This is a genomic window from Arthrobacter woluwensis (assembly GCF_030816155.1).
Lineage (GTDB): Bacteria > Actinomycetota > Actinomycetes > Actinomycetales > Micrococcaceae > Arthrobacter_E > Arthrobacter_E woluwensis_A.
The window spans coordinates 2084940-2110304 of the sequence record NZ_JAUSXR010000001.1 but is presented as its reverse complement, the minus strand read 5'-3'; the positions used below and the strand labels follow the sequence as shown (position 1 = coordinate 2110304).

Genomic DNA, 25365 nt, shown 5'->3' with positions numbered 1-25365 from the left:
CGTGTCCCTCCTGGGTGATCTCGCGGCCGTCGCGCCGGTCGCCTCCGGGGCGCCGTCGTCGGGGTCCGGGGCCTGGGTCGGCCCGTGAAGTCACTCTACCGCTCGCCTGAGAGGGAACAGCAGTCCCGGACAGCCCGCTTCATCCGCTTGTCCGTCGGGCCTGTGGAGGACTATCCTCAGTTATAGTCATAGCGACTTTAACTCGGTGGAGGAGCCGGGAGCCCGAATCCCGGGAAAGGAGAGCCGATGGATCAGTGGCAGCCGTTGACGGTCCCCGTGCAGGCCAACCCGGTCGGCAATGTGGAGGAACGCCGCCTCGCGGCGCCCGGGCTGGCGATCTCCACGGTCATCTTCGCGCTGAAACCCAGCGAGACCTCCGGTCGTCCGACGCTCTGGCTTCCCCTGGTCCGACGGATCCGGGAGCCGTTCAAAGGACAGTGGGCGCTCCCGGGCGGCCCCCTCCGCCACGACGAATCGCTGCCCGAGGCCGCCTCGCGGAACCTCCTCGACACCACGGGGCTGGCTCCCCGCTACCTGGAACAGCTCTACGCCTTCGGTGGCCTGCACCGCTCGCCCGCTCAGCGCGTGGTGAGCATCGTCTACTGGGCGCTGGTCCAGCCGGAGGAGGCCGAGCTGCCCGGGGAGGAGGAGAACGTCCGCTGGTTCCGGGCGGACAAGGTCGAGGACCTGGCCTTCGACCACCAGGAGATCGTGGACTACGCCCTCTGGCGGCTCCGCAACAAGATGGAATACGCCTCGATCGCGTTCCACTTCCTCGGGGAGTACTTCACGCTGGCCCAGCTGCGGGAGGTCTACGAGGCCGTCCTGGACAAGCCTCTCGATCCCGCGAACTTCCGGCGGCACGTGACCAGCGCCGTCGGCATCGAACCCAGCGACCGCTACCTCCAGGGCGGCAAGCACCGCCCGCCGCGCCTCTACCGCTACACCGGCCCCGCGCCGTCGAGCACTCCCCGGACAGCACCGAACACAGCAAGGAACCCCTCATGAGCAGCGTCAACGCCACCATTCAGCTCCTGACCCGCGAGCAGGCCGAAAGCGCGGCGCTGTCCCGGGCTGCCGGGCAGAGCACGTGCAGCACCGAGCTGGCCAGCGGCCCCTGGGAGTACGACGCCGCCGAGGCCGCTCGCGGCGTCCCCGCGTACGGGCCGGGCGCCTCCAGCGCCGACGTCGCGCCGTCGAGCACGCCCCGCCAGGGTGAGATCCCCGCCGAGTACAAGCAGGCGAGCGACGCCGAACTGGACCGCCGCATCCTGGCCGCCAAAGAGGTGCTGGGAGACCGGGCCGTGATCCTGGGACACTTCTACCAGCGCGATGAAGTGGTCAAGTACGCCGACTTCGTGGGCGACTCCTTCCAGCTCGCGAACGCCGCCCTGACCCGTCCCGAGGCGGAGGCGATCATCTTCTGCGGGGTCCACTTCATGGCCGAGACCGCGGACATCCTCTCCACGGACCGCCAGGCCGTGATCCTGCCCAACCTGGCGGCCGGCTGCTCCATGGCGGACATGGCGGACATCGACTCCGTGCAGGAGTGCTGGGAGCAGCTCGAGGAGATCTACGGCACCGCACCGGATGCCGACGGCAGGCTCCCCGTCATCCCGGTGACCTACATGAACTCTTCGGCCGCACTGAAGGCGTTCTGCGGTGAGCACGGGGGGATCGTCTGCACGTCTTCCAACGCCGCGACGGTGCTGGAATGGGCCTTCGAACGCGGGCAGCGGGTCCTGTTCTTCCCGGACCAGCACCTGGGCCGCAACACGGCGAAGGCCATGGGCGTGCCGCTCGAGCACATGCCCCTCTGGAATCCTCGCAAGGACCTGGGCGGCAACAGCGAGGCCACCCTGGAGGAGGCCGAGGTCATCCTCTGGCAGGGCTTCTGCTCGGTCCACAAGCGCTTCACCGTGGCGCAGATCGAGAAGGCCCGTCAGGACCACCCGGGCGTGACCGTGATCGTCCACCCCGAGTGCCCCATGGAGGTGGTGGACGCGGCGGACTCGGCGGGGTCCACCGACCACATCCGGAAGGCCGTCGCATCCGCCACCGAACCCACGACCTTCGCCATCGGCACCGAGATCAACATGGTCAACCGGCTCGCCGCCGAGTACCCGCAGCACACGATCTTCTGCCTCGACCCCGTGATCTGCCCCTGCTCCACCATGTACCGCATCCACCCCGCCTACCTGGCCTGGGTGCTGGAGGAACTGGTGCAGGGCCGGGTCGTGAACCAGATCGTCGTAGACGACGCCGTGCAGCAGGGCGCCCGCGTCGCCCTGGAACGGATGCTGGCGGCACGGCCATGACAGCCCGTCCGGACCTTCCCAGGGCCGACGACGCCGCCACACCATCCGAAGGTCGCGCGCCGTCCGCCGGGCTCGCCGTGGTCGGCGCCGGGATCGCGGGCCTCTACGCCACGCTGCTCGCCGCCGAAGCCGGAATCCCCGTGGTGCTCCTGACCCGGAGCGAACTGGAGGCCAGTAACAGCTTCGCGGCCCAGGGCGGGATCTGCGCCGTCCTGGACGAGGCCCGCCGTGCCCCCGGGGACTCGGTGGAGGCCCACGTCCGGGACACGCTGGCCGCGGGGGCCGGACTGTGCGATCCGGAGGCTGTCCGCATCCTCTGCTCGGGCGCGCAGCTGGACGTGCGGAATCTGGAACGGTTCGGCGTGCGCTTCGACGCCGGGGCGTCCGGCGATCCGGCGCTCGGCCTGGAAGCCGCGCACTCCCACCCCCGGATCCTTCACGTCGGTGGGGACGCTACCGGGGCCGGGATCGTCCGTGCCCTGGTCTCGGCCGTCATCGCCCAGGTGCTGGCCGGACGGGTCAGTCTGGTGGAGAACGCCTGGGTCACGGCGCTGCTGCCTGATGCCCGCGACGGCGGAAGCGTCCGCGGCGTCGTGTTCGAGCGGGACGGCGTGCGCCACGAATTGCCGGCGGCAGGGGTGCTCCTGGCCACCGGCGGCGCCGGCCGTCTCTTCGCCCGGACCACCAATCCGTCCGGGGCTCTCGGGGAGGGCGTCGGCCTGGCACTGGAGGCCGGCGCGGTCGTGACGGATGCCGAATTCCTGCAGTTCCACCCGACCGCGCTGCGGCTGCCGGGCCAGGCACAGGACGGCTGGCTGGTCTCCGAAGCTGTCCGTGGCGAGGGCGCTGTGCTGCTGGACGACGAGGGCCGTCGTTTCATGCCGGATTATCACCCTCTGGCCGAGCTGGCTCCGCGCGATGTGGTCTCGCGGGCGGTCGCCGCCCACCTCGCCGACCGCGGCACCCCCGAAGGGGCCGTGTTCCTCGATGCCAGGCCACTCGTGGAACGCGAGGGCCGGGGATTCCTGGCGCGCCGTTTCCCGAGTATCAGCGCCGCGCTGGCGCTCGCCGGAATCGATTGGGAGCGCGAGCCCGTCCCGGTGGCCCCCGCCGCCCACTACTGGATGGGAGGCGTCGCCACGGATCTCTGGGGCAGGACGTCCGTCCCCGGCCTCTGGGCCGCCGGCGAGGTGGCGTGCACCGGCGTGCACGGTGCGAACCGGCTCGCCTCCAACTCTCTGCTGGAAGGGCTGGTGTTCGCCCGCCGCGTCATCGAGGCGCTCTCGGCGGAACGGGCGGGTTCCGGCGAATCCGCTGGGACCCGGTGGCCCGCCGGCAATCCGGCGGCGGGCGTGGCAGAGCTGCCGGTGATGATCCCCGGTGAGGCTACCGAAGGCGGCGCGCCCGTGTCCGGCGCCGCGACGTCCCGCCCCGAGGCCCTGAGTCGTGAGGACCCGAGTCTTGAGTCCCCGGGCCTCGAGGCGCTGCAGCACCTCATGACCGCGGAGGCCGGCATGTCCCGCACCGCGGAGGGGCTGTCCCACGCCGCGTCCGTGCTGGACGGCTGGCTCGCGAGGTCGAACACCCCCGCGTTCCGGCACAGTCTCCTCGCCGCCCGGGTCCTCGTGGCGGGAGCCCTCTCCCGTGAGGTCAGTGTCGGCGCTCATCACCGCGCGGACGCCCCACTCGGACGGCCTGTCGACCAGCGGCACCTCAGCTGGCGCGCCGAGCCGCGCGCCGTCGTCGTCCCCTCGCCTTCCGGAAGGATCCCCACCCCATGAACCAGACGCTGACCACCGGATTCCTGGCAGGCCCGGACGAGCGGGCCCTGGACCGGGTCATCCTGACCGCGCTCGAGGAGGACGCCGCGCACGGCGATGTCACCAGTGAGACGTTCATTCCGCTGGAGGCGACCGCGGAGGCAGTGGTGCGGGCCCGGGTCCCGGGTGTGCTGAGCGGAGGACCCGTGGTGCAGCGGGTGTTCGCGCTGGTCGATCCCCGGGTCCGGGTGACGCCGCTTGTGGAGGACGGCCGGTCGTTCGAGCCGGGAGAGCGGCTGACCCTGATCGAGGGCCCGGCCCGCTCGGTGCTGCTGGGCGAGCGGATCGCGCTGAACCTGATGCAGCGGATGAGCGCCATCGCCACCGCCACCCACGAGCTCGTGGAGGCTGTGGCCGGGACCCGTGCCCGGGTGGTCGACACCCGGAAGACGACGCCGGGCCTGCGGAACCTCGAACGGTACGCCGTGCGCTGCGGTGGCGGGCACAATCACCGCTACAGTCTGTCCGACGCGGTCATGGTGAAGGACAACCACCTGGCGGTCCTCACCGGCGGAGACCCCGGGAAGATCACCCAGGCGCTTCTGGACGGCAAATCCCGCCTTGGGCACACGGTGCACCTCGAGGTGGAGGTCGACGGTCTGGAGATGATCGAACCTGTGCTGGCCGCCGAGGTGGACACCATCATGCTGGACAATTTCTCCCTCGAGGACCTCGCCGAGGGCGTGCGCCGGGTGGCGGGACGGGCGCTCGTGGAGGCGAGCGGCAACGTCCGGCTGGACACCATCGCGGCGATCGCCGCCACCGGGGTGGACATCATCTCCTCCGGCGCGATCACGCACAGCGTCGCCAACCTGGACCTGGGCCTCGACATGGACATCCACTCCCAGGGCACGCCGTGATCTACCTGGACGCGGCGGCCACCAACCCGGTCCGCCCCGAGGTGCTGCAGGCGCTCTGGCCGGTGCTGTCCGGGACGTTCGGCAATCCGGCGAGCCACCACGAAGTGGGCGAAAGCGCCCGGGCGGTCCTGGAGGACGCACGACGCCGGGTGGCCGCCGTGCTCGGCTGCCGCCCCGCGGAGGTGCTCTTCACCTCCGGCGGCACCGAAGCCGACAACGCGGCGCTGAAGGGCATCGCCCTCGCCCGCCGGGCGCGCGATCCCCGGCTCGACCGGGTCCTGATCAGCGCGATCGAACACCCCGCGGTGACGGAATCGGCGGAGTATCTTGCCAGGGTGCACGGCTTCGCGGTGGATGTCGTTCCGGTGGACCACCGGGGCGTGGTCCTCGCCGAGGACTTCGCCGCGCTCCTGGGGGAACGCACGGCGGTGGCGAGCGTCATGTATGCGAACAACGAAGTGGGCACCGTCCAGGACATCCCGGCCCTGGCGGCCCTCGCGCAGCAGGCCGGCGCCCCGCTGCACAGCGACGCCGTGCAGGCAGCCGGTGCACTCCCGCTGAACGTCCGGGAGCTGGGTGTCGCGGCGCTGTCCCTCGCGGGTCACAAGCTGGGCGCGCCCAAGGGCAACGGCGTGCTGTACCTGAAGGCCCGGACTCCCTTTGAACCGCTCCTGCACGGCGGTGGCCAGCAGAGGGACCGCCGTTCAGGAACCGAGGACGTGGCGGGAGCGGTGGCGTTCGCGACCGCGCTGGAACTCGCCGAGGACGAACGCCGGGCCGCGGACGGCGCCGCCGCAGCGGCTCGACGGGACCGCTTCATCCGCGCCGTCCAGGACACCGTCCCGGGTGCGGTGCTCACGGGCGATCCCGTGAACCGGCTTCCCGGTTCAGCCTCGTTCTGCTTCCCCGGTGTGGCGGGGGAGACGGTGCTGCTCGAGCTGGAGCGGCGGGGAATCGTCTGTTCGAGCGGCTCGGCGTGCGCCGCCGGGTCCAGCGAGCCGTCGGCCGTCCTGACGGCCATGGGTCATCCGGCGGACGTGGCGCTCACGGCGGTGCGCTTCAGCCTGCCGCGGGACACGAGCGACGAAGACCTGACGGTGACCGCGCGAGCGCTGGGCGACATCTTCAGCAGGCTGGGCGCCGGAACCGTCTGATCCTCAGGCGCTCGGGCGTTCCGTGCTCAGGTGTTGCGTGCTCACGCGTTCCGTGCGCGGCGGAAGATCCACTGCCGGAACAGGGTGAAGCGGACCACGGTGGCCAGGAACCCGGCCAGGGTGGTGGTCCAGAGTTCCTCGGTGACGGTCGCTTCCGGCTGGAGCCAGTGCAGCAGGGCCAGGCTGGACGCCGTGATGACCCAGGCGATGCCCATCACGAGGAGTCCGCGCGCGTGATCCCGGGCCGCGCCCTGTCCGCCCTGGATGCGGAACGTGGCGGCTCGGTTCAGGGCCGTGTTGAGGATCGACGTCGAGACCAGAGCGAGCGCGTTGGCCCACTGGGGTCCGACGGAGGGGCGCAGCAGCGCGTACAGTCCGATCGACGCCGCCGTGCACAGCACGCCCACCACCGTGAACCGGCCGATCTGGCCCCAGAGGCGGGAGGCCGCCGTCGTGGGTCGCGCAGTGGAGGCGCCGCCGGGTTCAGCCGTCACGGCGACGGCCGCCGGCGACCCGGGTCCGGGTTCCGCGGCGGCCGTGCTTCCGACGGTCCCGGTGGTGCTGCTGCTCATGCTCTCAGTCTTTCACGGCACCCTGTGGCGTGCCGGTGGATTGCTGTGCGGTGGCTGGGGATTTCCTGGCCGGCCACCACCGGTCGTGCGGAGGGCCGGGCCCTATTCCGGGTGCCCGAGTCCCTGCCGCAGCTTCTCGGTCAGGCGCATGAGGTCGGCCATCTCGTCCTCACTGAGCGCCGGGCCCACGACGGCGGCGATGTCCCGCACGTGCGCCCGGCCGATCTCCTTCTGCACCGCGCGGCCTTCTGGCGTGAGGCGGATCAGGATGCCCCGACCGTCGTCCGGCGCGGTCTGACGCTCGATCAGCCCACGGTTCTGCAGGCGCTCCACCAGCCGGCTCAGGCTCGACTGGCTGAGGAGCACGCGATCGTTGATCTCGTGCAGGCGCAGCCAGCCCTCCGGACAGCGGCTGAGCGTGAACAGGACGTCGTACTCCTTCACGCTGACCTTGTGGGACACGCCGACCTGCCGGAAGGCGGGAGCCTCATTGAGGCGCCGCATGACCGCCACCTGGGCCCGGAAGAGGGACTCCCAGGTGGCGGCAGCGGTGCGGACGTGCGGTGCCTTGCTCATGACGTCGCGACCTGCCCGGCCGGTTCGTCCTGTCCTGCGGCGTCACCCTCGGCCTGCTTGGCCTCCTTGGCGGCCACGAGCGAGGCGTGCGTCGGGGCGTCCGGCACGGTGGCGGGACGGCCTTCGGCGAAGCCCTTGCGGAGCTCCGGCAGGATCTCACCGAGCAGGTCCAGCTGCTCCAGGACCGTCTTCAGCGGCAGGCCGGCGTGGTCCACCAGGAAGAGCTGGCGCTGGTAGTCGCCGAAGGTCTCACGGAAGCTCAGGGTCTTCTCGATGACCTCCTGCGGGCTTCCGACGGTGAGCGGCGTCTGCGAGGTGAAGTCCTCCAGGGACGGGCCATGGCCGTAGACGGGGGCGTTGTCGAAGTACGGGCGGAATTCGCGGACGGCGTCCTGGGAGTTCCGGCGCATGAAGAACTGCCCGCCGAGACCCACGATGGCCTGCTCCGCCGTGCCGTGGCCGTAGTGCTCGTAGCGCTCGCGGTACAGGGCGATGAGCCGCTGGAAGTGCTCCTTCGGCCAGAAGATGTTGTTGGCGAAGAACCCGTCACCGAAGTAGGCCGCCAGCTCGGCGATCTGCGGGGTGCGGATGGAGCCGTGCCAGACGAACGGCGCGACGTCGTCCAGGGGACGCGGAGTGGAGGTGAAGTTCTGCAGCGGGGTGCGGAACTTGCCCTGCCAGTTGACGATGTCCTTGTCCCACAGCTCACGCAGCAGGCTGTAGTTCTCGATCGCCAGGTTCACCCCGTCCTGGATGTTCTTGCCGAACCAGGGGTAGACCGGCGGGGTGTTGCCGCGGCCGAGCATGAGGTCCACGCGGCCATCGGCCACGTGCTGCAGCATCGCGAAGTCCTCGGCGATCTTCACCGGGTCATTCGTGGTGATGAGCGTGGTGGAGGTGGAGAGGATCAGCTTCTCCGTCTGCGCCGCGATGTACGCCAGCGTGGTGGTGGGGGAGCTGGAGAAGAACGGGCGGTTGTGGTGCTCGCCGAGTGCGAACACGTCCAGGCCCACGTCCTCGGCCTTCTTGGCGATCTCGACCGTCGCCTTGATCCGCTCGTGCTCCGTGGGGGTGGTGCCCGTGGTGGGGTCCGTGGTGATGTCACTCACGGTGAAGATTCCGAATTGCATTGCTGCCTCCTTGGCCACGTCCAACTCTACCAAATTATATGCATTTGCATCTAATTTCACTCGTGTCAGCGCTGGAGGGTCTGGATCTATTCCCGGGGATCCGGAGGTGGAACGGAGCGGCCCGCCCCGGGCGCCGGCGTGCTGCCGAGGCCCCGGACGGGCCGGGTCCTGTGGAGTTCCCCCAGGTCAAGCCGGGGGACGAGTCACTCCTGCACGGCGACGTGCCGGTGGTGCTCCTGCTTCCGTTCCTGACGCCGTTCCCGTCGCCCCTCGACGAGGCGGTAGAGGACCGGCACCAGGACCAGGGTGAGAAGCGTGGAGGACACCAGCCCGCCGATCACCACGATCGCCAGCGGCTGCGAGATGAAACCGCCGCCGCCCGTCAGGCCGAGGGCCATCGGGGTCAGGGCGAACACCGTGGCCGCCGCCGTCATGAGGATCGGCCGCAGACGGCGGCGGGCGCCGTGTTCGATCGCATCCGCCACGGACATCGCCTTGCGCCCCGGCTCCGCCCGCCGGTACTGGTTGATGAGGTCGATCAGCACGATCGCGTTCGTGACCACGATGCCCACCAGCATGAGCATGCCGATCAGGGACGGCAGGCCGAGCGGCACACGGGACACGAGGAGCAGGCCGATCGCGCCCGTCGCGGCGAACGGGATCGAGACGAGCAGGATGAGCGGCTGGACCAGGGACTTGAACGTCGCCACCATGATCACGTAGACGATCGCGACGGCGGCCAGCAGGGCCAGCCCCAGCTGACGGAAGGAGTCGGCCTGCTGCGTCGTCGCGCCGCCCACGGCCGCCGTCGTGCCGGCCGGGAGTTTGATGGACGCCAGACGCTTCTGCACCTCCGTGCTGACCGCGCCCAGATTGCTGCCGTCCGGAGTGACCGAGACGACGGCGGTGCGCTGGCCGTTGCTGCTGGTGATGCTGGACGGCACGTTGACCTGCTGGACGTCGGCCACCGCGGAGAGCGTCAGCGGAGTGCCCGGGATCTTGCTGTCCTTGAGCTCCTGGATGCTGCGGAACGGCTGGGCCTCGCCCACGCGGACGGAGTAGTCCGTGACGCCGAGGCGCAGCTTCACATCGAGCGGCGGGTTGGACGCGCTGGCCAGCAGGCCGCCGATCTGCTGCTCCGAGAGGCCCAGCGCCGCGGCCTTGGCCCGGTTCACCTCCACCTGGACCACGGGGTAGGAGGACGCCAGATTGCTGGTCACGGAGGTGGTGTTCGGCACGTCGCCGAAGGCCGTGACGAGCTGCTGGGAGGCCTTGGCGAGGGCGTCCGAGTCGCCCGAGCGGATGGTCACGTCCACCGTGTTGGAGCTGCCGAAGCCGCCCTGCTGCGAGCCGATCGTGAGCTTGCCCGCGTCCTTCAGGTCGTCGAGTTTGGCCCGTGCCGCGTCCTGGAGCTTCAGCTGGTTCTTCTTCTCATCCGTGGTCACCGTGAAGTTGGCGTCGGAGGAGCCGCTGGAGACCATGGCGCCGTAGCCGGTCCCGGCGTTGCCGAGGATGACCTGGACGTCCTTGACGCCGTCGACGTCCTTGAGCGCGCTCTCCACCTTCGCCGCGGCCTTGCTGGAATCGTCCAGGGTGGTGCCCGCAGGCAGGGACTGCCGGATGGTGAAGCTGTTCTGGCCCGAGTCGCCCAGCAGGTTGGTGGGCAGCAGCGGCGTCATGGCGAAGGTCGCCACCAGGATCACGACGGCGGAGACCAGGGTGATGACGGGATGGCGCTGCGTGGCGTGCAGGACGGGGACGTAGCCACGGGCGAGCCAGGAGCGCTCCTCCTTGGCGTGGGCCTCCCGCTCGATCTCCGCCTGCTCGCGGCCCTGGACGTTCCCCGACTTCAGGAACCAGTACGCGAGGACGGGGACGATGGTGAGGGAGACGAAGAGCGAGGCGAGCAGGGCGATGGTCACCGTGAGCGCGAACGGCCGGAACAGCTCGCCCGCGATGTCACCCACGAAGGCGATCGGCAGGAACACTGCCACTGTGGTGAGGGTGGAGGCCGTCACGGCCCCGGCCACCTCGCGGATGGCGGTCAGGATGGCCGTCTTCTTGTCTTCGCCGTAGCTGAGGTGCCGCTTGATGTTCTCGATCACCACGATCGAGTCGTCCACCACCCGTCCGATCGCGATGGTCAGGGCGCCGAGCGTCAGGATGTTCAGGGAGTACTTGGCAGCCCCGAGCCCGATGAACGTGATGAGCAGGGAGAGCGGGATCGAGATGGCCGTGACCAGCGTGGACCGCACGGAGAGCAGGAACAGCAGGATGATGACCACGGCGAATCCGAGGCCCAGAAGACCTTCCGTGGTGAGGTCCTTGATGGACTTCTCGATGAAGGGCGCCTGATCGAAGACCGAGGTGAACTTGGCGCCGTGACCGAGTTCGTCCTGCAGGGCCGGGATCGCGTCCCGCACCGCGTGGGAGAGCGCCACGGTGTCCGCTTCCGGCTTCTTCGTGACGGAGAGCGCGAGCGTCTGCACGCCGTTGGTGCGCGTGATGGAGGTGGCGGGGTTGTCCTTGAGCTGGACCTGGGCGATGTCGCCGATCGTGGTCGGGGTGTTCGCCCCCGTAAGCGGGAGCGCCTTCACGGCGTCCAGGGTGTCGACCCGGGTCCCGACCTGCAGGGACAGTTCCTTGCCCTGCTCGGTGATGGTCCCGACCGGGATGACCGAGCCGTTGTCCTTGAGGGCCTGTCGGATCGACTGGGCGCTGAGGCCGCGCTGGGCGAGCGCTCCTGTCTGCGGCAGGATCGAGACGTACTGACCGGTGGCGCCGCTGACTTCGGCGCCGCGCACGCCGTCGAGCTTGAGCAAACGCGGCACGCTCAGGCGGTTCAGCTGCTCGCTGAGCACGCTCAGCGGCTGGTCCGAGGACACGGCGAGGTAGACGACCGGGAAGTCGTTGATGTTGCCGGCATAGGACTGGGGGTCGACGTCGGCCGGCAGGTTGCGCTTGGCGCTGGAGATCGCGCGGTCCACCTGGTTGCGGGCCCGGTCCAGATTGGTGCCGTAAGCGAACTTGAGACTCACCGTGGAGACGCCGCTGCGCGAGGTGGAGGTGGTCGACTCGACCGCCTCCACGCCGCCCAGGGCCTGTTCGAGAGGCTCGCCGACCTGCTTGTCCACCACTTCGGCGGAGGCGCCTGGCATGGTGCTGAGCACGGAGATCTGGGGGAACTCGATCGACGGGATGAGCTCCTGCTTGAGGGAGCCCATCGTGATGACGCCGAACACCGCGGCGAACACCGTGATCAGCGCGATCAGGGCCCTGTTGGCGAGGGAGAGCTGGGAGAGGCGGAACACGGTACTCCTTGAGCAGGAACGGTCAGTGCGGGACTCGGCCGTGAATGCAGAGAACCCCCGCCACAGGGCGGGGGTTCGTCACGGGTTCAAGGACCCGCGCTGCCAAACACTGTTGCTGAGGGCAATCTTACTGTGCGGTCCTGACGGTATTGGCCTCGTCCAGCTGGAGCACGGTGGCGGTGTGGGCTGCCAGCTCACGGGCCAGTTCCGGGTTGTCGTTCAGGCGCACGCCGTAGCCGGGGAGCATCTCCTTGATCTTGCCTTCCCAGCCCTTGAACTGCGCGGGGAAGGAGCGCTTGAGGAGCTCGAGCATGATCGGAACCGCGGTGGAGGCTCCGGGGGAGGCGCCGAGCAGGGCGCCGATCGAGCCGTCACGGCTCGTGATGACCTCGGTCCCGAACTGCAGGGCGCCGCCACGCTTGGGATCCTTCTTGATGATCTGCACGCGCTGGCCGGCCGTGATCAGTTCCCACTTGTCGCCGTCGGCTTTGGGGTAGTACTCGCGCAGGGCCTCGACCTTGGCGCCATGGCTCTTGGTGACCTCCTTGACCAGGTACGCGACCAGGTCCAGGTTGTCCTTGGCGACGCCCAGCATCGGCACGATGTTGTTGGGGCGCACGCTGCCGGGGAGGTCCCAGTACGAGCCGTTCTTGAGGAAGTTGGTGGAGAAGCCCCCGTACGGGCCGAACAGCAGGGAGCGCTGGCCGCCCACATAGCGGGTGTCGAGGTGCGGCACGGACATGGGCGGGGCGCCCACGGAGGCCTGGCCATAGACCTTGGCGTTGTGCTGCGCGGTGACGGTCTCGTCGGTGCAGCGGAAGAACTTGCCGGACACCGGGAATCCGCCGTAGCCCTTGGACTCGGGGATGCCGGAGGCCTGGAGCAGGTGCAGTGCGCCGCCCCCGGCGCCCACGAAGACGAACTTGGCCTTGACGCTGCCCCGTTCGTTGGATCCCAGGTGACGGGTGGAGACCTGCCAGCCGCGGCCGAAGGACAGCTTCTCCAGGTCGGTGACGTCGTGGAAGTAGTTGACCTCCACGCCGGAGCGCTCCAGGTACGCGGTGAGTTCGCGGCTCAAGGCGCCGAAGTCGACGTCGGTGCCCTCGGCCACGCGGGTGGCGGCGAAGCGGCCCGGCTGACGGCCTTCCATCACCAGGGGTGCCCAGCCCCCGATGGTCGCGGCGTCCTCGCTGTGCTCCATGGTGGAGAAGAGCGGGTGCGGCTTCAGGGCCTCGTAGCGCTTCTTGAGGTAATCGGAGTGGTCGTCACCGAGCACGAAGCTCATGTGCGGCACGGTGTTGATGAAGCCCTTGGGGGAGCCGATGAGCTGTTCGGAGACCAGGTGGGACCAGAACTGCCGGGAGAGCTGGAAACCTTCGGCGATGCCGAGCGCCTTGGCCGGGTTCACGGAACCGTCCTTGGCCTGCGGCATGTAGTTCAGCTCGCAGAAGGCGGAGTGGCCGGTGCCCGCGTTGTTCCAGGGATCGGAGCTTTCCAGGCCCGCCTGGTCGAGGCGCTCGTAGAGCACGATCGACCAGTCCGGCTGGAGCTGCTTGAGGAACGCACCGAGGGTGGCGCTCATGATGCCTCCACCGATGAGGACGACGTCGGCGGAGGAAGTCTTGGAAATGAAGGTCACAGTGAACTCCGATTGCAGCAACATTGGGCAGTAGCAGAATATCCCCTGGCGGTCTCTATCAAAAATTGCCCCTGGGAGTTATCCTTTGAGTTTTACCTTCGAAAAGACTTCGTTCAGAACGGGGGACGAAGGGTAGCTCACCACGCGGTCCGACATCGCCAGAGCCGAGATCGGATAGGCGATGGGCAGGGCGGGCAGCGCCTTCGCGATCCCCTCGTTGATGGAGCGGTAGAGCGTGGAGCGTTCGTCCCCGTCCGGGAGGGTGCGGGCACGTGCGATGTCCTTGAAGACGTCCGCGTCGGTGTAACCGAACTCACTGCGCGTGGAGCCGAAAAGCGGCGAGAGGAAGTTGTCCGGATCGGCGTACGAGCCGTTCCAGCCGAACAGGTGAAGGCCGTGGGTTCCCGCCGAGGTCACCTTCTGCGCGTAGCCGTCCGTCCAGGGGACGGGCACCGGCTTGATCACCAGGCCGACGGCGGTCAGCTCGCGGGCGATCTCTGCGTAGACCTTCTCCGGGGACGGCAGGTACGCCCGGGTCACGTTGACCGGGTAGTAGAACGGGATGGGCTTGCCGTCGTAGCCGGCCTCCTTGAGGAGGGCCTTGGCCTTGTTCGGGTCGTAGCCGAGCGCCGGGGCGCCGTTGTTGAAACCGGACAGCCGCGGCGGGACGAACTGCGTCGCCTGGGCGGTGCCATCCAGGTAGAAGCGCCGCACGATCGTGTTCTTGTCCACGGCGTACTCGATGGCCTGCCGGACCTTGAGATTGTTCAGCGGGGCCACGGACTGGTTCATGCCCAGGTACATCACGGAGAAGGGGTCGCGCTGGACCACCTGCTGACCCTTTTTGACCAGGGCCTCCATGGTGTCCACGGTGATGTTGTCGTAGGCGTCGATCTCACCCTTGTCGAGGGCTTCGCGGCGCACCTCGGGGTGCGAGATGACGCGGAATGTCACGGTGCCGATCTCGCCACGGTCGCCCCAGTACCGCGGGTTGGCCTTCAGAGTGACCTCGGAGTCGTCCCAGGACGCGAACTGGAAGGGCCCGGTCCCCACGGGGTGGGTGCCATAGGCGGACACCTTCGTTCCGGCCTTGGTCTGCGTGAGGGCGTCGGCCTTGCCCTCGGTGAGGGCCTTGGGGGAGGAGATCGCCAGCGACGGCATCGTGAGCGACTGGAGGAAACCGGTGAAGGGTTCCGCCAGATCGATCGAGACATGATGGGCGTCCTTGGTGGTGCAGCCCCGGTAGATCGATTTGGCCGGTTCGTCCGAATAGCCGCGGAAGATCGTGCCGAAGGTCGCGCTGCTCTCCTTGCGGAGGGCCGGGCTCAGCTTGTACCAGCGCTGGAAATTGGCGCAGACGGCCTGGGCGTTGAAGGGGGTCCCGTCCTGGAAGCTCACGCCCTGGCGGAGGGTGAAGTCGTAGCGCAGACCGTCGTCGGACGCCTTCCATTCAGTGGCGAGAGACGGCGCGGGCTTGCCCGTGATGGCGTCGACGGTCAGGAGGCCCTCCAGCACCTGCCGGGTCACCCGGTAGGACTCCAGATCGGAGGTGAGCGCCGGGTCGAGGCCCACAGGCGGCGCCGGAGTTCCGAAGCGGAACGCCTTGGTGGGGGCGGTGGAGGAGCTGATGCTCGGCTCGGGCGTCGTGGTGGGCGTACAGCCACTGAGAAGGACGACGGCGGCACTGGCGGCCGCCAGCAGGCGCCGCGTGCGCGGAACACGGACGGAGCGGGCTGGGGCCACTGGCTTCATCACCTCACGTGTGGAAAGGCCGCCGGCTGTCCGGCGGCCCGTGGACTGCTTGGTGTTCTGGGGTCATGCTGTGTCACTGGTGCGCAAGGTGGGACTTGAACCCACACGCCCGAAGGCACAGGAACCTAAATCCTGCGTGTCTGCCAATTTCACCACTCGCGCTGGTGCTGTGCGGCGCTGAACGCCACGCTCAAGTCTAGACGCAATCGCCGGGGAGTCGGCTCAGCGAATTGCGTGATGTGGGTCCTGATGCGGCGGTCCGTGGCCGCCGCATCAGGACCCGTGCAGGATTAGGCGGGGAGCTTGAGGTCCCGGCGCAGCTTGGCCACGTGGCCCTTGGCGCGCACGTTGTACTGGGCCACCGCGACGTTCCCGCCCTCGTCGATCACGAAGGTGCTGCGGATGATCCCCTGGTACGGCTTGCCGTAGTTGAGCTTCTCGCCCCAGACGGCATAGCGCTCCGCCACGAGGTGGCCCTCATCGGCCAGCATCGTGTAGCCGAAGTGCTCCCGCTGGTCCCAGGCGGCGAGCTTGTCCACCGAGTCGGGGGAGATGCCCAGCACGGTGTAGCCCTCCTGACCGAAACGCGCCACGTTGTCGCGGAAGTCGCAGGCCTGCTGCGCACACGCCGGGGTGTCGGCCTGCGGGTAGAAGAAGAGGATGACCCGCTGGCCGCGGAGCGAGGAGAGCGTGACGTCGTCGCCCTGGGCGTTCTTCAGTGTGAAGTCCGGAGCCGGGGTTCCCGGCGTGAGGCGCGGAGTGGTGGACGTGGGCAAGAGTCTCCTCCTTGAAGCGGTGATCCGGGGGACGACGGCGCCGGCTGCGCGGGGCCGTCGGTGTCTTTCAGCCTATAGTCCGGGCCAGGGGCGCCCTAATCAGACTGATGCCGCGGGCAGGCGGTTTCAAGAGGTCCTGGCGATGCGGATCCAGCGCACGATGACGCCGACGGCGAACACCGCCGCCCCGGCGACCACGGACGGCAGGGGCAGGGTCGCGGCCAGTCCGACGCAGGCCAGCGCGCCGAGGACCTGGAACACGCGCGGATACCGGCGGTCCGCGCCCACTTGGGTGAATGCGGCGAGGTTGGCCACGAGGTAATAGATCAGCACGCCGAAGGACGAGAAGCCGATGGCTCCCTGGAGATCTGCCACCGCGATGATCCCGCAGATCGCGACGGCGACCGTCACCTCGGCCCGGTGCGGCACCCGGTACCGGGGGTGCACGGCCGCGAGCCAGTGGGGCAGGTCGTGTTCGCGGGCCATCGCCAGACTCGTCCTTCCGAGACCGGCGATGAGGGCGAGCAGAGCCCCGAGCGCGGCGACCGCCGCTCCGGCGCGCACGACCGGCGTCGCCCAGGCAGCGTTTCCCGACGCGACGGCAGCGGCGAGCGGTGCTGGTTCCGCGGCGACGCCGGACGGTCCGAGCGTGGCGAGCAGCGTGACGGCCACCGTCGCGTACACGACGGCGGTCACGGCCAGGGCGATGAGGATGGCACGGGGGATGGTCCGCCGGGGTTCGCGGACCTCCTCGCTCAGGGTCGCGATGCGGGCGTACCCGGCGAACGCGAAGAACAGCAGCCCTGCGGACTGCAGAATGCCGTACCAGCCGTGCGCCAGGAGACCTTCTCCGGCGACCTTGCCCAGATCGGGGGAGGATCCCGCCCAGCAGGCGGCGACGATGATGGTCAGCGCGGCCAGGACCAGGACCATGAGGATGCGGGTCAGCCGAGCGGTCCGGGTGATGCCGCGGTAGTTCACCGCGGCGAGCGCGATCACCGCCAGGATGGCCACCGGGCGTTCCCAGCCGGGCGGCGCGACATACGCGGCGAACGTCATGGCCATGGCGGCGGCGCTCGCGGTCTTACCGATCACGAACCCCCAGCCGGCCAGGAATCCGGCCCACGGACCGATCCTCTCCCTGCCGTAGAGGTAGCTGCCGCCCGAGGCCGGATACGCCGCGGCGAGCTGCGCCGAGGAGCTCGCATTGCAGAAGGCCACGAACGCGGCCACCAGCAGTCCGATGAGCGGCCCCGACCCGGCCGCCGCAGCCGCCGGGGTGAAGGCCGCGAACACTCCGGCGCCGATCATGGACCCGAGCCCGATCAGCACGGCGTCGAGGGTGCCGAGACGGCGTGCCAGCGCAGGGGTCTCACTCATGCGGGGTTCCTTCTCGGGTGTCGTCGCTCAGGAGGCGTCCGTCGGGAACCGTGCCTCTCCCACAGATCGTTGCACGTGCCTGCGTGAACGCGCATCCCGAGTGCACCGGCACACATTGCGGCACCGCAATTGACTCTTAATCAATGGGTTACGGGTTCGCAATGGACGGCGGTCGGCGCTACTCGCTTTAGGTGGCCTTTCCTTGCGACTATCGCTTGTCTCAGGGGCGTGCTTGGATCGGAGGACGGTTTGAATCGAACTTCGCGCCGTGTGTACGACGCCGCCCGGCGGCTGTGCCCACGACGCGACGAAATGGCCACACTCTACGACGCGTGCGGCCGGAAGGTCAGGGGGAGACCGCTGTGCTGCTGAGGACGGAAACGCTGGAAGGTTCGAGCCCGGGATTCGAGGTGCAGACCGTGGAAATCGTGGAGGGGTATCTCCTGGTGCGTCTGCGCGTCGACGACGAACGGCAGGAATACGTGGACACGCCCAGAGGTGTGCGTCTCACACGGCGGAGCCTCCTGGCGGACGGAGTGAACCTGTCCGATGAATCGGGCAACCGGCTGAGTCCTCTGCAATCAGCCGGGTTCAGCGACGGGCCCTTTGCGGGTATGGAGGACATCGCCTTTCCTCTGATGCCGTCGCTGTCACTGGAGGACACTCTGACCCTTGAAACCGCAGACGTCCACCTGCGTTTCGCCGTCGTGAAGCCTGGGCCGACCGGAGCGGAACCCTTCGATACCGTCGGCCGAGGCTGACGAGAGGAGCGCGATGAGCTACTGCAAGAAGGCCGCTTGCTGGCAAGGTTCACTGTTCATCTTCCTGGCGGTGAGCAACGCTCTGTCGGACCACAGCCCGGGGTGGAAGATCGGGCTGGTGACGGCGAGCTCAGTGATGGCCGTCGTGGTCATCGCGGGATGGCTGTGGCGCGACCGTCGTGAACCGCCGCCGCGGGGGTCCGCCCGGAAGTAGCGCGGGGGCCGGGCGGCTCCAATCCGTTCCCGCGTGTGGCTCCGAATCGTTGCATATGGATCCGGAACACACCAGAAGGCGGCACACCGTGAGCACCCTCTCCTTCATCGACCGTCTGCCGGCGACGCTTCGTCTCACGGGGGACCATCGCGACGGGCTCAGCTCGGAAGCGCTGGCCGTCGTCGACCACATCTTGTCCGGGGGAGCGGTGTACCTCCCGTTCGCTCGGCTCGGGCACCGGACCGCCATGGACCGGGGCATGAGCCCTGAGGTGGAGTTCCTGGGCCAGTTCTCCGCGTCGTCGCCATACACGGCAGGCGTCCTGCTGAAGGTCCGCTTCGCCGATGACCCGTTCGTGTCCTTCTGGGTCCCGGCGGACTATCTCGCGCACGGGGGCTGCCACACGTGCCGGCCGTTGTGGGACGAGGTGGAGGCGCTCGCCGCCGACGCCGCCCCGGGGGCGATGCTGTACGGCCTGACGAGCGCGGAGAACGGCGTGCTGGTCAAAGAGGCGGACCTGGTGCGTGCGCACGCGGGGTGAGAAGAGCAACACGGCATGGCCGCAGGTGTAGGTCCCGATGGCGGTTGCGTCGATCTAGTGCTCGCCGTGGATGGTCTCGTAGTTGACAGTCCGCTGGTCCGGCGGCGCCGCGGTTTTGGGGTCCTCCGGCTCCAAGCCGGGGAACAGTGCGGAGTTCATGTCCTTTGTCCTTGTGCTGTGTAAACGGGTTGGTCGGTGAAGGGCCATCAGAGCCGGCAGGTTGTGCATGCCCGCACGCAGCTCCTGTTCAGGTGGGTGGGGTGTTTGCACTGTCCGCAGAGCGGCGGTGGGAAGAGGAACAGGGTGGGCATGGTCAGGCTTTCGGGCATGAAATGGCACCCGGGAAGGGTGCTCGGGGGCGAGGGCTGCTGGGCGGTGTGGTGGAATACGTCGGTGGCCGCGCTGCGGCCTCACCGCAGATTTTGAATCGACTGGCCGTGGCACGCAAGAGGCCCGGGCCGACAAACCGCCGACCCGGGCCTCTTTGTGGCGCGACCTATAACGCCACAACCTACCCGATGGGAAACTCATCAATTTCGGAGCCATTCCTTATTGGCGAAGTACAAAATCATCCTCGTGCCCTCCACGTAGATGATGTGTCCACCAGCCGCAATAAGTGCGATGTAGAACCAGCTCTCAACCGTTGGGTGGAGCAGGAGTGGGCCGGCGAGCCAGCCCACGAAGGATGTCGCGATCAACGCCATGACGACTTTCAGAATCTTGAGGAAATTCTCCTTCTTCACGACTTCGCCTCCCAACTAGTGGCATTGACTTCCACTGTAGACGAACGTGTTCCACGAAGCGTATGGCGGAAGTGGGATTGGGTAGCCGATAATTCCGACACACTTCTGCTGGGCCGTTGCAACGCCAGCGGTAATCGTCACATACGCCGTTGCGAGCCGACAGGCGATTGCAGCAGGGCCAGGAGCTGCTTGGCAGGCCGCAGAGATGTACTGTCGCCCGAGTGAACCTCCGGAGGCGATAGCCGCGGTCTCGCCCCTGTCGAAGTAGATCGAGCACCACGGGACGCCGCACCCGAACTCTGGGTCTGCCACGACCGGGTACGCCGCGCCACGGTGATCGACCTTCTGAAGGAGCGTGTTACCTGCCACCGTGTACGAGGTGGGGAGGGACTTCCCTGTGGCGTCACTCGCCCACGGCGGCAGGATGTTGTTCACCTGCTCGCCGGCGGCGTTCTTGACGGTGACGGAGCCGTTCTTGTTGAGGCTCAGTTTGGTGTTGGCGTCTCCGACGATGAACTTGTACTCGCTCGGAGCCGTGGGGGTGTTGATCACCACGTATCCGGCTTTGGTGCCGTTCGGGCCGGTGCCGACGACGGTTCCGTAGTCGTTTCCGCGGGCGCGGTTGACCTTGGCGCCGTTCTCGACGGTGGCGGTAGTGCCGGGTACGGAGGCCGTGAGGTTCACGGGGGCGACCTTCGACTCGCTCGCGGGCTTGGCCGCCAGGTTTCGTGCGGCGATCTCGTTCTGCGCCTTGGCGGCAGGTGAACCGATGAGGCCCTGCTGCTGGACCACGGCGAGCGGATCCTTGTGGTGGTTCGCCTCGGCGGCGTTCGCCGGTCCGGCGACTCCCAACGATGTTGCGACGACGAATGCGGCTGCCGCGCCCGTCAGTAACTTCTTCAGTGCTGACATTTAGTTCTCCCCTGAACTGCTTGTTGACTTGGAAATTTTTGACCGATCGTACTGGCCATTTTTCACGCTAGCCGACGCGACGTGACAGTTGCTGTCGCGCCTAGGGGGTATTTTCTACACCGATTTGAGAATAATTAGGGCCTGTTCATACGGCCTGCCCGAAACTGGCGAAGCGGCGGGGCGCGTTTGAACGTTCTGGGGGCAGCCCGACCTTGTGGGGGAACCAGAAGTCGGGATGGGTGAGCGCGCGATCTGCGCCCAGAGCCCGACCTCTACGAAGCGGGTGCCGACCGCGCCAAGCGGGTGTGTGGCGGTTCTGCGCCGAGTTCAGCCCGGCGGGTGCATTCGACGGAGGCGTGCATGTGCTGGTTCGGGTGGCCGTGGTTCCTCATGGCGGTCGCCGGCTAGCACGTCCCATTGAGCAGGGGGCCTGGAGGTCCTGTCCATGGTGCCCACACGAGACATGATTGCCCGGGCGTCCGCGTCAAGGAATGGAGTCGTGCTGAGGCAGGTCGCATGGCGCTGAAACGCGGGCGCACGGTCTTCCCGCAGCATCTAAGAGATGCGACGATGCGCGACACAAAAAAGTCCCGCCCGATCTTGCTTTTCAGCAGATCGAGCGGGACTCGTTGGTGCACCCCCCGGGACTCGAACCCGGAACCCATTGATTAAGAGTCAATTGCTCTGCCAGTTGAGCTAGAGGTGCATCGTTGTGGCTTCTCAGGCGGGCTTTTCTTCCCGTCTGCGTTCCCCGCAACGAGTAAGAACTCTACTGGAGTTTTCCGCAAAAGTGAAATCGAGGCCTCCGGGGCGCCTCGGAGCGGTCCCGCAGGTCCTTCTGCCCCGGTTTTCCGGGGGAGTGGATGCCGGGCGCTGTCGCAATCAGACCGCCAGCAACTCGTCCGGTGCCATTCTGTGAGGCACGTCATAGACTGGCCGCAACGTGCCGGGCCTTGCTTGCTGGGCCCTGGCTCCCGAGCGACGGAGGATGCCATGACCGCAGAACCCACTCCAGACATCAAGCCGCGTTCCCGGGTGGTGACGGACGGCATCCACGCGGCTCCGGCGCGCGGCATGTTCCGCGCCGTGGGCATGGGCGATGAGGACTTCGCGAAGCCGCAGATCGGCGTCGCGAGTTCGTGGAATGAGATCACCCCGTGCAATCTGTCGCTCAATCGCCTCGCGCTGGCGGTGAAGGAGGGCGTGCACGCCGGAGGCGGGTTCCCGATGCAGTTCGGCACGATCTCCGTCTCAGACGGGATCTCCATGGGTCACGACGGCATGCACTTCTCGCTCGTCTCCCGCGAGGTGATCGCGGATTCGGTGGAGACCGTGATGCAGGCCGAGCGGATCGACGGCTCGGTGCTCCTCGCGGGCTGCGACAAGTCCCTCCCCGGAATGCTGATGGCCGCCGCGCGCCTGGATCTCGCGAGCGTCTTCCTCTACGCGGGTTCGATCATGCCCGGTTGGGTCCGTCTGGAGGACGGCTCCGAGAAGGAAGTCACCCTCATCGACGCCTTCGAAGCGGTGGGCGCCTGCGCCGCGGGCCGGATGAGCAGGGGAGACCTGGACCGCATTGAGCGCGCGATCTGTCCGGGGGAGGGTGCATGCGGCGGCATGTACACGGCGAACACCATGGCGTGCATCGGCGAAGCACTCGGGATGTCCCTGCCCGGCTCCGCCGCGCCGCCCTCGGCCGACCGGCGTCGTGACGACTTCGCGCGGCGCTCCGGTGAAGCCGTGGTCAACCTGCTGCGGCTGGGCATCACGGCGCGGGACATCATGACCAAGCCCGCGTTCGAGAACGCCATCGCCGTCACCATGGCCTTCGGCGGCTCGACCAACGCGGTGCTGCACCTTCTCGCGATCGCGCGGGAGGCCGGCGTCGACCTCGTCCTCGACGACTTCAACCGCATCGGCGACAAGGTGCCGCACCTGGGCGACCTCAAACCGTTCGGCCGCTACGTGATGACCGACGTCGACCGCATCGGCGGCGTCCCGGTCATCATGCGGGCGCTGCTCGACGCCGGCCTCCTCCACGGCGACTGCCTCACCGTCACCGGTCGCACCGTGACCGAGAACCTCGAGGCGATCAACCCGCCGGATGTGGACGGCAAGATCCTGCGGGCTCTCGACAATCCGATCCACAAGACCGGCGGCATCACCATCCTGCACGGATCGCTCGCCCCGGAGGGCGCCGTGGTCAAGACCGCGGGCTTCGACGCCGACATCTTCGAAGGCACGGCCCGCGTCTTCGAGCGGGAGCAGGGCGCCCTCGACGCGCTGGACCGCGGCGAGATCCAGAAGGGCGACGTCGTCGTCATCCGCTACGAGGGCCCCAAGGGCGGCCCGGGCATGCGCGAGATGCTCGCCATCACCGGCGCGATCAAGGGCGCGGGCCTCGGCAAGGACGTCCTGCTGCTGACGGACGGGCGCTTCTCCGGCGGCACCACCGGGCTCTGCATCGGACACGTCGCGCCGGAAGCCGTCGACGGCGGGCCCATCGCCTTCGTCCAGGACGGCGACCGGATCCGGGTGGACATCGCGGCCCGGTCCTTCGATCTCCTGGTGGACGAGGACGAGCTCGCGGCCCGCAAGGTGGGCTGGGCGCCTCTGCCGGCGCGCTTCACCACGGGCGTCCTCTCCAAGTACGCCAAGCTGGTCAATTCGGCGTCCACGGGCGCGTACTGCGGCTAGCCCACGCTCTCGCAACGACGACGGCGGCGGCTCACCGCCGTCGTCGTGCCCGCATGCCGGACGCGGCGGTCCACATTGTGAGACGAGGCGTCCAGCAGTTGACACTAAATCGCGCCACGGGGAACACTGTAGCCATGACTGAAACCGTGATCGTCGTAGTCCTTACCAAGCGCGTGGCATAAGCCAAGCTGGTAACGGTCAGTCACGCGCAACCCCTCGAAGAGCCTCACGGCTGAGGGGTTTTTTTGTTGCTACAGACGCCACGATCAGTCGCCCACCCGAAATCGCCCCGTTTGGGGCACCAACGAGGAAGAGTCCGATGAGCAAAGGATCGCCCATCAGCCCCACGCTGTTGGCTGCAAAGTCCGCGAAGAATGCGGAAAAGTCCGAGCGCGCCGTCACCGCTGCCGATGACGCAGCGGCCCTCTCTCCTGTCCTCGGGCCGAACAACGTTGTACCCCCAACGGAGATGACCGGCTCACAAGCACTCGTCCGCTCGCTCGAAGAACTCGGCGTCAAGGACATTTTCGGTTTGCCCGGTGGTGCCATCCTGCCCACCTACGACCCGTTGATGGCTTCCAGTTTGAATCACATCCTGGTCCGTCACGAGCAGGGAGCCGGCCACGCCGCGCAGGGCTATGCCATGGTCACCGGTGAGGTGGGCGTGTGCATCGCCACCTCCGGTCCTGGCGCCACCAACCTGGTCACCGCCATCATGGACGCCCACATGGACTCCGTGCCGATGGTCGCCATCACCGGTCAGGTCAGCAGTGGTGTGATCGGAACGGACGCCTTCCAGGAGGCGGACATCGTCGGCATCACCATGCCGATCACCAAGCACTCGTTCCTGGTCACGGACCCGGACGAGATCCCCCGGGTCATGGCCGAGGCCTTCCACCTCGCCTCCACGGGCCGTCCCGGCCCCGTCCTGGTGGACTTCGCCAAGGACGCCCAGGTCGCCAAGACCCTGTTCTCCTGGCCGCCGAAGATCGACCTGCCCGGGTACCGTCCCGTGCTGCGCGGTCACAGTAAGCAGCTGCGTGAGGCCGCCAAGCTGATCGGCGCCGCCAAGAAGCCCGTGTTCTACGTGGGCGGCGGCGTGCTCAAGGGCCATGCCTGCGAGGAGCTCAAGGAACTCGCCGAGCTGAGCGGCGCCCCCGTGGTCACCACCCTCATGGCCAAGGGCGCCTTCCCGGACTCCCATCCGCAGCACGTCGGCATGCCCGGCATGCACGGCACGGTGTCCGCGGTCACCGCACTGCAGCAGGCGGATCTGCTCATCACGCTCGGCGCCCGGTTCGACGACCGCGTGACCGGCGTGCTGAAGACCTTCGCGCCGAACGCCAAGGTCATCCACGCCGACATCGACCCGGCCGAGATCTCCAAGAACCGCACCGCGGATGTGCCGATCGTGGGCAGCGTCAAGGAGATCATCCCCGAGCTGACCGAGGTCCTCCGCGCGTACTTCGAGGCCAACGGCAAGCCGGACCTCGGCGCCTGGTGGGCGTTCCTGAACAACCTCAAGGAGACCTACCCGCTCGGCTGGACCGAACCGGAGGATGGCCTGATCGCCCCGCAGCGCGTGCTGCAGCGGATCGGCGAGCTGACCGGTCCCGAAGGCGTCTTCGTGGCAGGCGTCGGCCAGCACCAGATGTGGGCCGCGCAGTTCATCAAGTACGAGCGCCCGCACGCCTGGCTGAACTCCGGCGGTGCCGGCACCATGGGCTACTCCGTCCCGGCGGCCATGGGCGCCAAGGTCGGCAACCCGGACCGCGTGGTCTGGGCGATCGACGGCGACGGCTGCTTCCAGATGACCAATCAGGAACTCGCCACCTGCGCCATCAACAACATCCCGATCAAGGTCGCGATCATCAACAACTCCTCGCTGGGCATGGTCCGCCAGTGGCAGACCCTGTTCTATGAAGGCCGGTACTCGAACACCGACCTGAACACCGGCCACGACACCGTCCGGATCCCGGACTTCGTCAAGCTCGCCGACGCCTACGGCTGCGCCGCGCTGCGCTGTGAGCGGGAAGAGGACATCGACGCCACCATCCAGAAGGCCCTGGAGATCAACGACCGCCCCGTCGTGATCGACTTCGTGGTCAGCCCCAACGCCATGGTGTGGCCGATGGTGCCCTCCGGCGTGAGCAATGACCAGATCCAGGTCGCCCGGAACATGACCCCCGAGTGGGAAGAAGAGGACTGA

The 25365-nt window shown here is 68.1% G+C and carries 20 protein-coding genes and 2 tRNA genes; 10 read left to right on the top strand and 12 right to left on the bottom strand.

Annotated features, from left to right (window positions below; genetic code table 11):
• The first annotated feature begins 246 nt into the window (after window positions 1-246).
• The 5 genes from QFZ52_RS09605 to QFZ52_RS09585 are packed head-to-tail and all read left to right on the top strand — an operon-like array spanning window position 247 to window position 6152.
• Complete coding sequence (locus QFZ52_RS09605) at window positions 247-1008, top strand: NUDIX hydrolase (RefSeq protein ID WP_307497390.1); 762 nt, start codon at window positions 247-249, stop codon at window positions 1006-1008.
• On the top strand, window positions 1005-2318 hold the full coding sequence (gene nadA, locus QFZ52_RS09600; protein ID WP_307497389.1) for a quinolinate synthase NadA: 1314 nt from the start codon (window positions 1005-1007) through the stop codon (window positions 2316-2318). Before QFZ52_RS09605 ends, nadA begins: the two co-directional genes overlap by 4 nt.
• The gene (locus tag QFZ52_RS09595) at window positions 2315-4099 is read left to right on the top strand and encodes an L-aspartate oxidase (RefSeq protein WP_307497388.1); all 1785 of its coding nucleotides are present in this window, start codon (window positions 2315-2317) and stop codon (window positions 4097-4099) included. The genes nadA and QFZ52_RS09595 overlap by 4 nt, the downstream gene beginning before the upstream one ends.
• Window positions 4096-4998, top strand: a complete 903-nt coding sequence (nadC, locus tag QFZ52_RS09590; protein WP_307497386.1) for a carboxylating nicotinate-nucleotide diphosphorylase — start codon at window positions 4096-4098, stop codon at window positions 4996-4998. Before QFZ52_RS09595 ends, nadC begins: the two co-directional genes overlap by 4 nt.
• Window positions 4995-6152, top strand: a complete 1158-nt coding sequence (locus tag QFZ52_RS09585) for a cysteine desulfurase family protein (RefSeq protein WP_307497385.1) — start codon at window positions 4995-4997, stop codon at window positions 6150-6152. Before nadC ends, QFZ52_RS09585 begins: the two co-directional genes overlap by 4 nt.
• A gap of 41 nt (window positions 6153-6193) precedes the next feature.
• Here QFZ52_RS09585 and QFZ52_RS09580 read toward each other — a convergent pair whose 3' ends face one another.
• The 9 genes from QFZ52_RS09580 to QFZ52_RS09540 all read right to left on the bottom strand — a co-directional run bounded on the left by QFZ52_RS09580 (window position 6194) and on the right by QFZ52_RS09540 (window position 17288).
• Window positions 6194-6724 carry a GtrA family protein gene (locus QFZ52_RS09580; RefSeq protein ID WP_307497383.1) on the bottom strand — a complete coding sequence of 177 codons (531 nt, stop codon included), beginning with the start codon at window positions 6722-6724 and terminating at the stop codon, window positions 6194-6196.
• Between the two features lie 102 nt (window positions 6725-6826).
• Window positions 6827-7300 (bottom strand): MarR family winged helix-turn-helix transcriptional regulator, encoded by a 474-nt coding sequence (locus QFZ52_RS09575; RefSeq protein ID WP_307497382.1) that lies wholly within the window; start codon window positions 7298-7300, stop codon window positions 6827-6829.
• Window positions 7297-8430 (bottom strand): LLM class flavin-dependent oxidoreductase, encoded by a 1134-nt coding sequence (locus QFZ52_RS09570; RefSeq protein ID WP_307497380.1) that lies wholly within the window; start codon window positions 8428-8430, stop codon window positions 7297-7299. The genes QFZ52_RS09575 and QFZ52_RS09570 overlap by 4 nt, the downstream gene beginning before the upstream one ends.
• 203 nt (window positions 8431-8633) lie before the next feature.
• The gene (locus QFZ52_RS09565; protein WP_307497379.1) at window positions 8634-11741 is read right to left on the bottom strand and encodes an efflux RND transporter permease subunit; all 3108 of its coding nucleotides are present in this window, start codon (window positions 11739-11741) and stop codon (window positions 8634-8636) included.
• 127 nt (window positions 11742-11868) lie between these two features.
• Window positions 11869-13380, bottom strand: coding sequence for a malate:quinone oxidoreductase (locus QFZ52_RS09560; protein ID WP_307497378.1), 1512 nt, complete (start codon window positions 13378-13380; stop codon window positions 11869-11871).
• Window positions 13381-13458: 78 nt separating this feature from the next.
• Window positions 13459-15132 (bottom strand): ABC transporter substrate-binding protein, encoded by a 1674-nt coding sequence (locus QFZ52_RS09555; RefSeq protein WP_373425652.1) that lies wholly within the window; start codon window positions 15130-15132, stop codon window positions 13459-13461.
• 77 nt (window positions 15133-15209) lie between these two features.
• A tRNA-Leu gene (locus QFZ52_RS09550) sits at window positions 15210-15294 on the bottom strand.
• Window positions 15295-15422: 128 nt separating this feature from the next.
• Window positions 15423-15908: a thioredoxin-dependent thiol peroxidase gene (bcp, locus tag QFZ52_RS09545; RefSeq protein WP_307497376.1), complete on the bottom strand. Its 486-nt coding sequence runs from the start codon at window positions 15906-15908 to the stop codon at window positions 15423-15425.
• Window positions 15909-16034: 126 nt separating this feature from the next.
• On the bottom strand, window positions 16035-17288 hold the full coding sequence (locus tag QFZ52_RS09540) for an APC family permease (protein WP_307497375.1): 1254 nt from the start codon (window positions 17286-17288) through the stop codon (window positions 16035-16037).
• A gap of 362 nt (window positions 17289-17650) precedes the next feature.
• Here QFZ52_RS09540 and QFZ52_RS09535 point away from each other — a divergent pair, with 362 nt between their 5' ends.
• The 3 genes from QFZ52_RS09535 (at window position 17651) to QFZ52_RS09525 (ending at window position 18804) form a co-directional block, all read left to right on the top strand.
• Window positions 17651-18049 carry a hypothetical protein gene (locus tag QFZ52_RS09535; protein WP_307497374.1) on the top strand — a complete coding sequence of 133 codons (399 nt, stop codon included), beginning with the start codon at window positions 17651-17653 and terminating at the stop codon, window positions 18047-18049.
• A gap of 13 nt (window positions 18050-18062) precedes the next feature.
• Window positions 18063-18263 (top strand): hypothetical protein, encoded by a 201-nt coding sequence (locus QFZ52_RS09530; protein WP_307497372.1) that lies wholly within the window; start codon window positions 18063-18065, stop codon window positions 18261-18263.
• Window positions 18264-18351: 88 nt separating this feature from the next.
• Window positions 18352-18804: a hypothetical protein gene (locus tag QFZ52_RS09525; RefSeq protein WP_307497371.1), complete on the top strand. Its 453-nt coding sequence runs from the start codon at window positions 18352-18354 to the stop codon at window positions 18802-18804.
• A 530-nt stretch (window positions 18805-19334) separates the two neighbouring features.
• On the opposite strand, the gene QFZ52_RS09520 is transcribed toward QFZ52_RS09525, so the two are convergent.
• From QFZ52_RS09520 to QFZ52_RS09510, 3 genes are all read right to left on the bottom strand, one after another.
• Window positions 19335-19547 carry a hypothetical protein gene (locus QFZ52_RS09520; protein WP_307497370.1) on the bottom strand — a complete coding sequence of 71 codons (213 nt, stop codon included), beginning with the start codon at window positions 19545-19547 and terminating at the stop codon, window positions 19335-19337.
• A 15-nt stretch (window positions 19548-19562) separates the two neighbouring features.
• On the bottom strand, window positions 19563-20459 hold the full coding sequence (locus tag QFZ52_RS09515) for a hypothetical protein (protein WP_307497369.1): 897 nt from the start codon (window positions 20457-20459) through the stop codon (window positions 19563-19565).
• Between the two features lie 630 nt (window positions 20460-21089).
• Window positions 21090-21165 (bottom strand) — tRNA-Lys (locus tag QFZ52_RS09510).
• Window positions 21166-21452: 287 nt separating this feature from the next.
• Here QFZ52_RS09510 and ilvD point away from each other — a divergent pair.
• Together ilvD and QFZ52_RS09500 are read left to right on the top strand one after the other, a co-directional pair.
• Window positions 21453-23156, top strand: a complete 1704-nt coding sequence (gene ilvD, locus QFZ52_RS09505) for a dihydroxy-acid dehydratase (RefSeq protein WP_307497367.1) — start codon at window positions 21453-21455, stop codon at window positions 23154-23156.
• A gap of 319 nt (window positions 23157-23475) precedes the next feature.
• Window positions 23476-25365: an acetolactate synthase large subunit gene (locus QFZ52_RS09500; RefSeq protein ID WP_307497366.1), complete on the top strand. Its 1890-nt coding sequence runs from the start codon at window positions 23476-23478 to the stop codon at window positions 25363-25365.

Coding starts and splice junctions, on each gene's coding strand:
- QFZ52_RS09580 (WP_307497383.1), bottom strand. CDS start 6,724: ATGAGCAGCAGCACCACCGGGACCGTCGGAAGCACGGCCGCCGCGGAA.
- QFZ52_RS09515 (WP_307497369.1), bottom strand. CDS start 20,459: ATGTCAGCACTGAAGAAGTTACTGACGGGCGCGGCAGCCGCATTCGTC.
- QFZ52_RS09570 (WP_307497380.1), bottom strand. CDS start 8,430: ATGCAATTCGGAATCTTCACCGTGAGTGACATCACCACGGACCCCACC.
- QFZ52_RS09540 (WP_307497375.1), bottom strand. CDS start 17,288: ATGAGTGAGACCCCTGCGCTGGCACGCCGTCTCGGCACCCTCGACGCC.
- QFZ52_RS09605 (WP_307497390.1), top strand. CDS start 247: ATGGATCAGTGGCAGCCGTTGACGGTCCCCGTGCAGGCCAACCCGGTC.
- nadC (WP_307497386.1), top strand. CDS start 4,096: ATGAACCAGACGCTGACCACCGGATTCCTGGCAGGCCCGGACGAGCGG.
- QFZ52_RS09575 (WP_307497382.1), bottom strand. CDS start 7,300: ATGAGCAAGGCACCGCACGTCCGCACCGCTGCCGCCACCTGGGAGTCC.
- QFZ52_RS09500 (WP_307497366.1), top strand. CDS start 23,476: ATGAGCAAAGGATCGCCCATCAGCCCCACGCTGTTGGCTGCAAAGTCC.
- ilvD (WP_307497367.1), top strand. CDS start 21,453: ATGACCGCAGAACCCACTCCAGACATCAAGCCGCGTTCCCGGGTGGTG.
- nadA (WP_307497389.1), top strand. CDS start 1,005: ATGAGCAGCGTCAACGCCACCATTCAGCTCCTGACCCGCGAGCAGGCC.
- QFZ52_RS09595 (WP_307497388.1), top strand. CDS start 2,315: ATGACAGCCCGTCCGGACCTTCCCAGGGCCGACGACGCCGCCACACCA.
- QFZ52_RS09555 (WP_373425652.1), bottom strand. CDS start 15,132: ATGAAGCCAGTGGCCCCAGCCCGCTCCGTCCGTGTTCCGCGCACGCGG.
- QFZ52_RS09530 (WP_307497372.1), top strand. CDS start 18,063: ATGAGCTACTGCAAGAAGGCCGCTTGCTGGCAAGGTTCACTGTTCATC.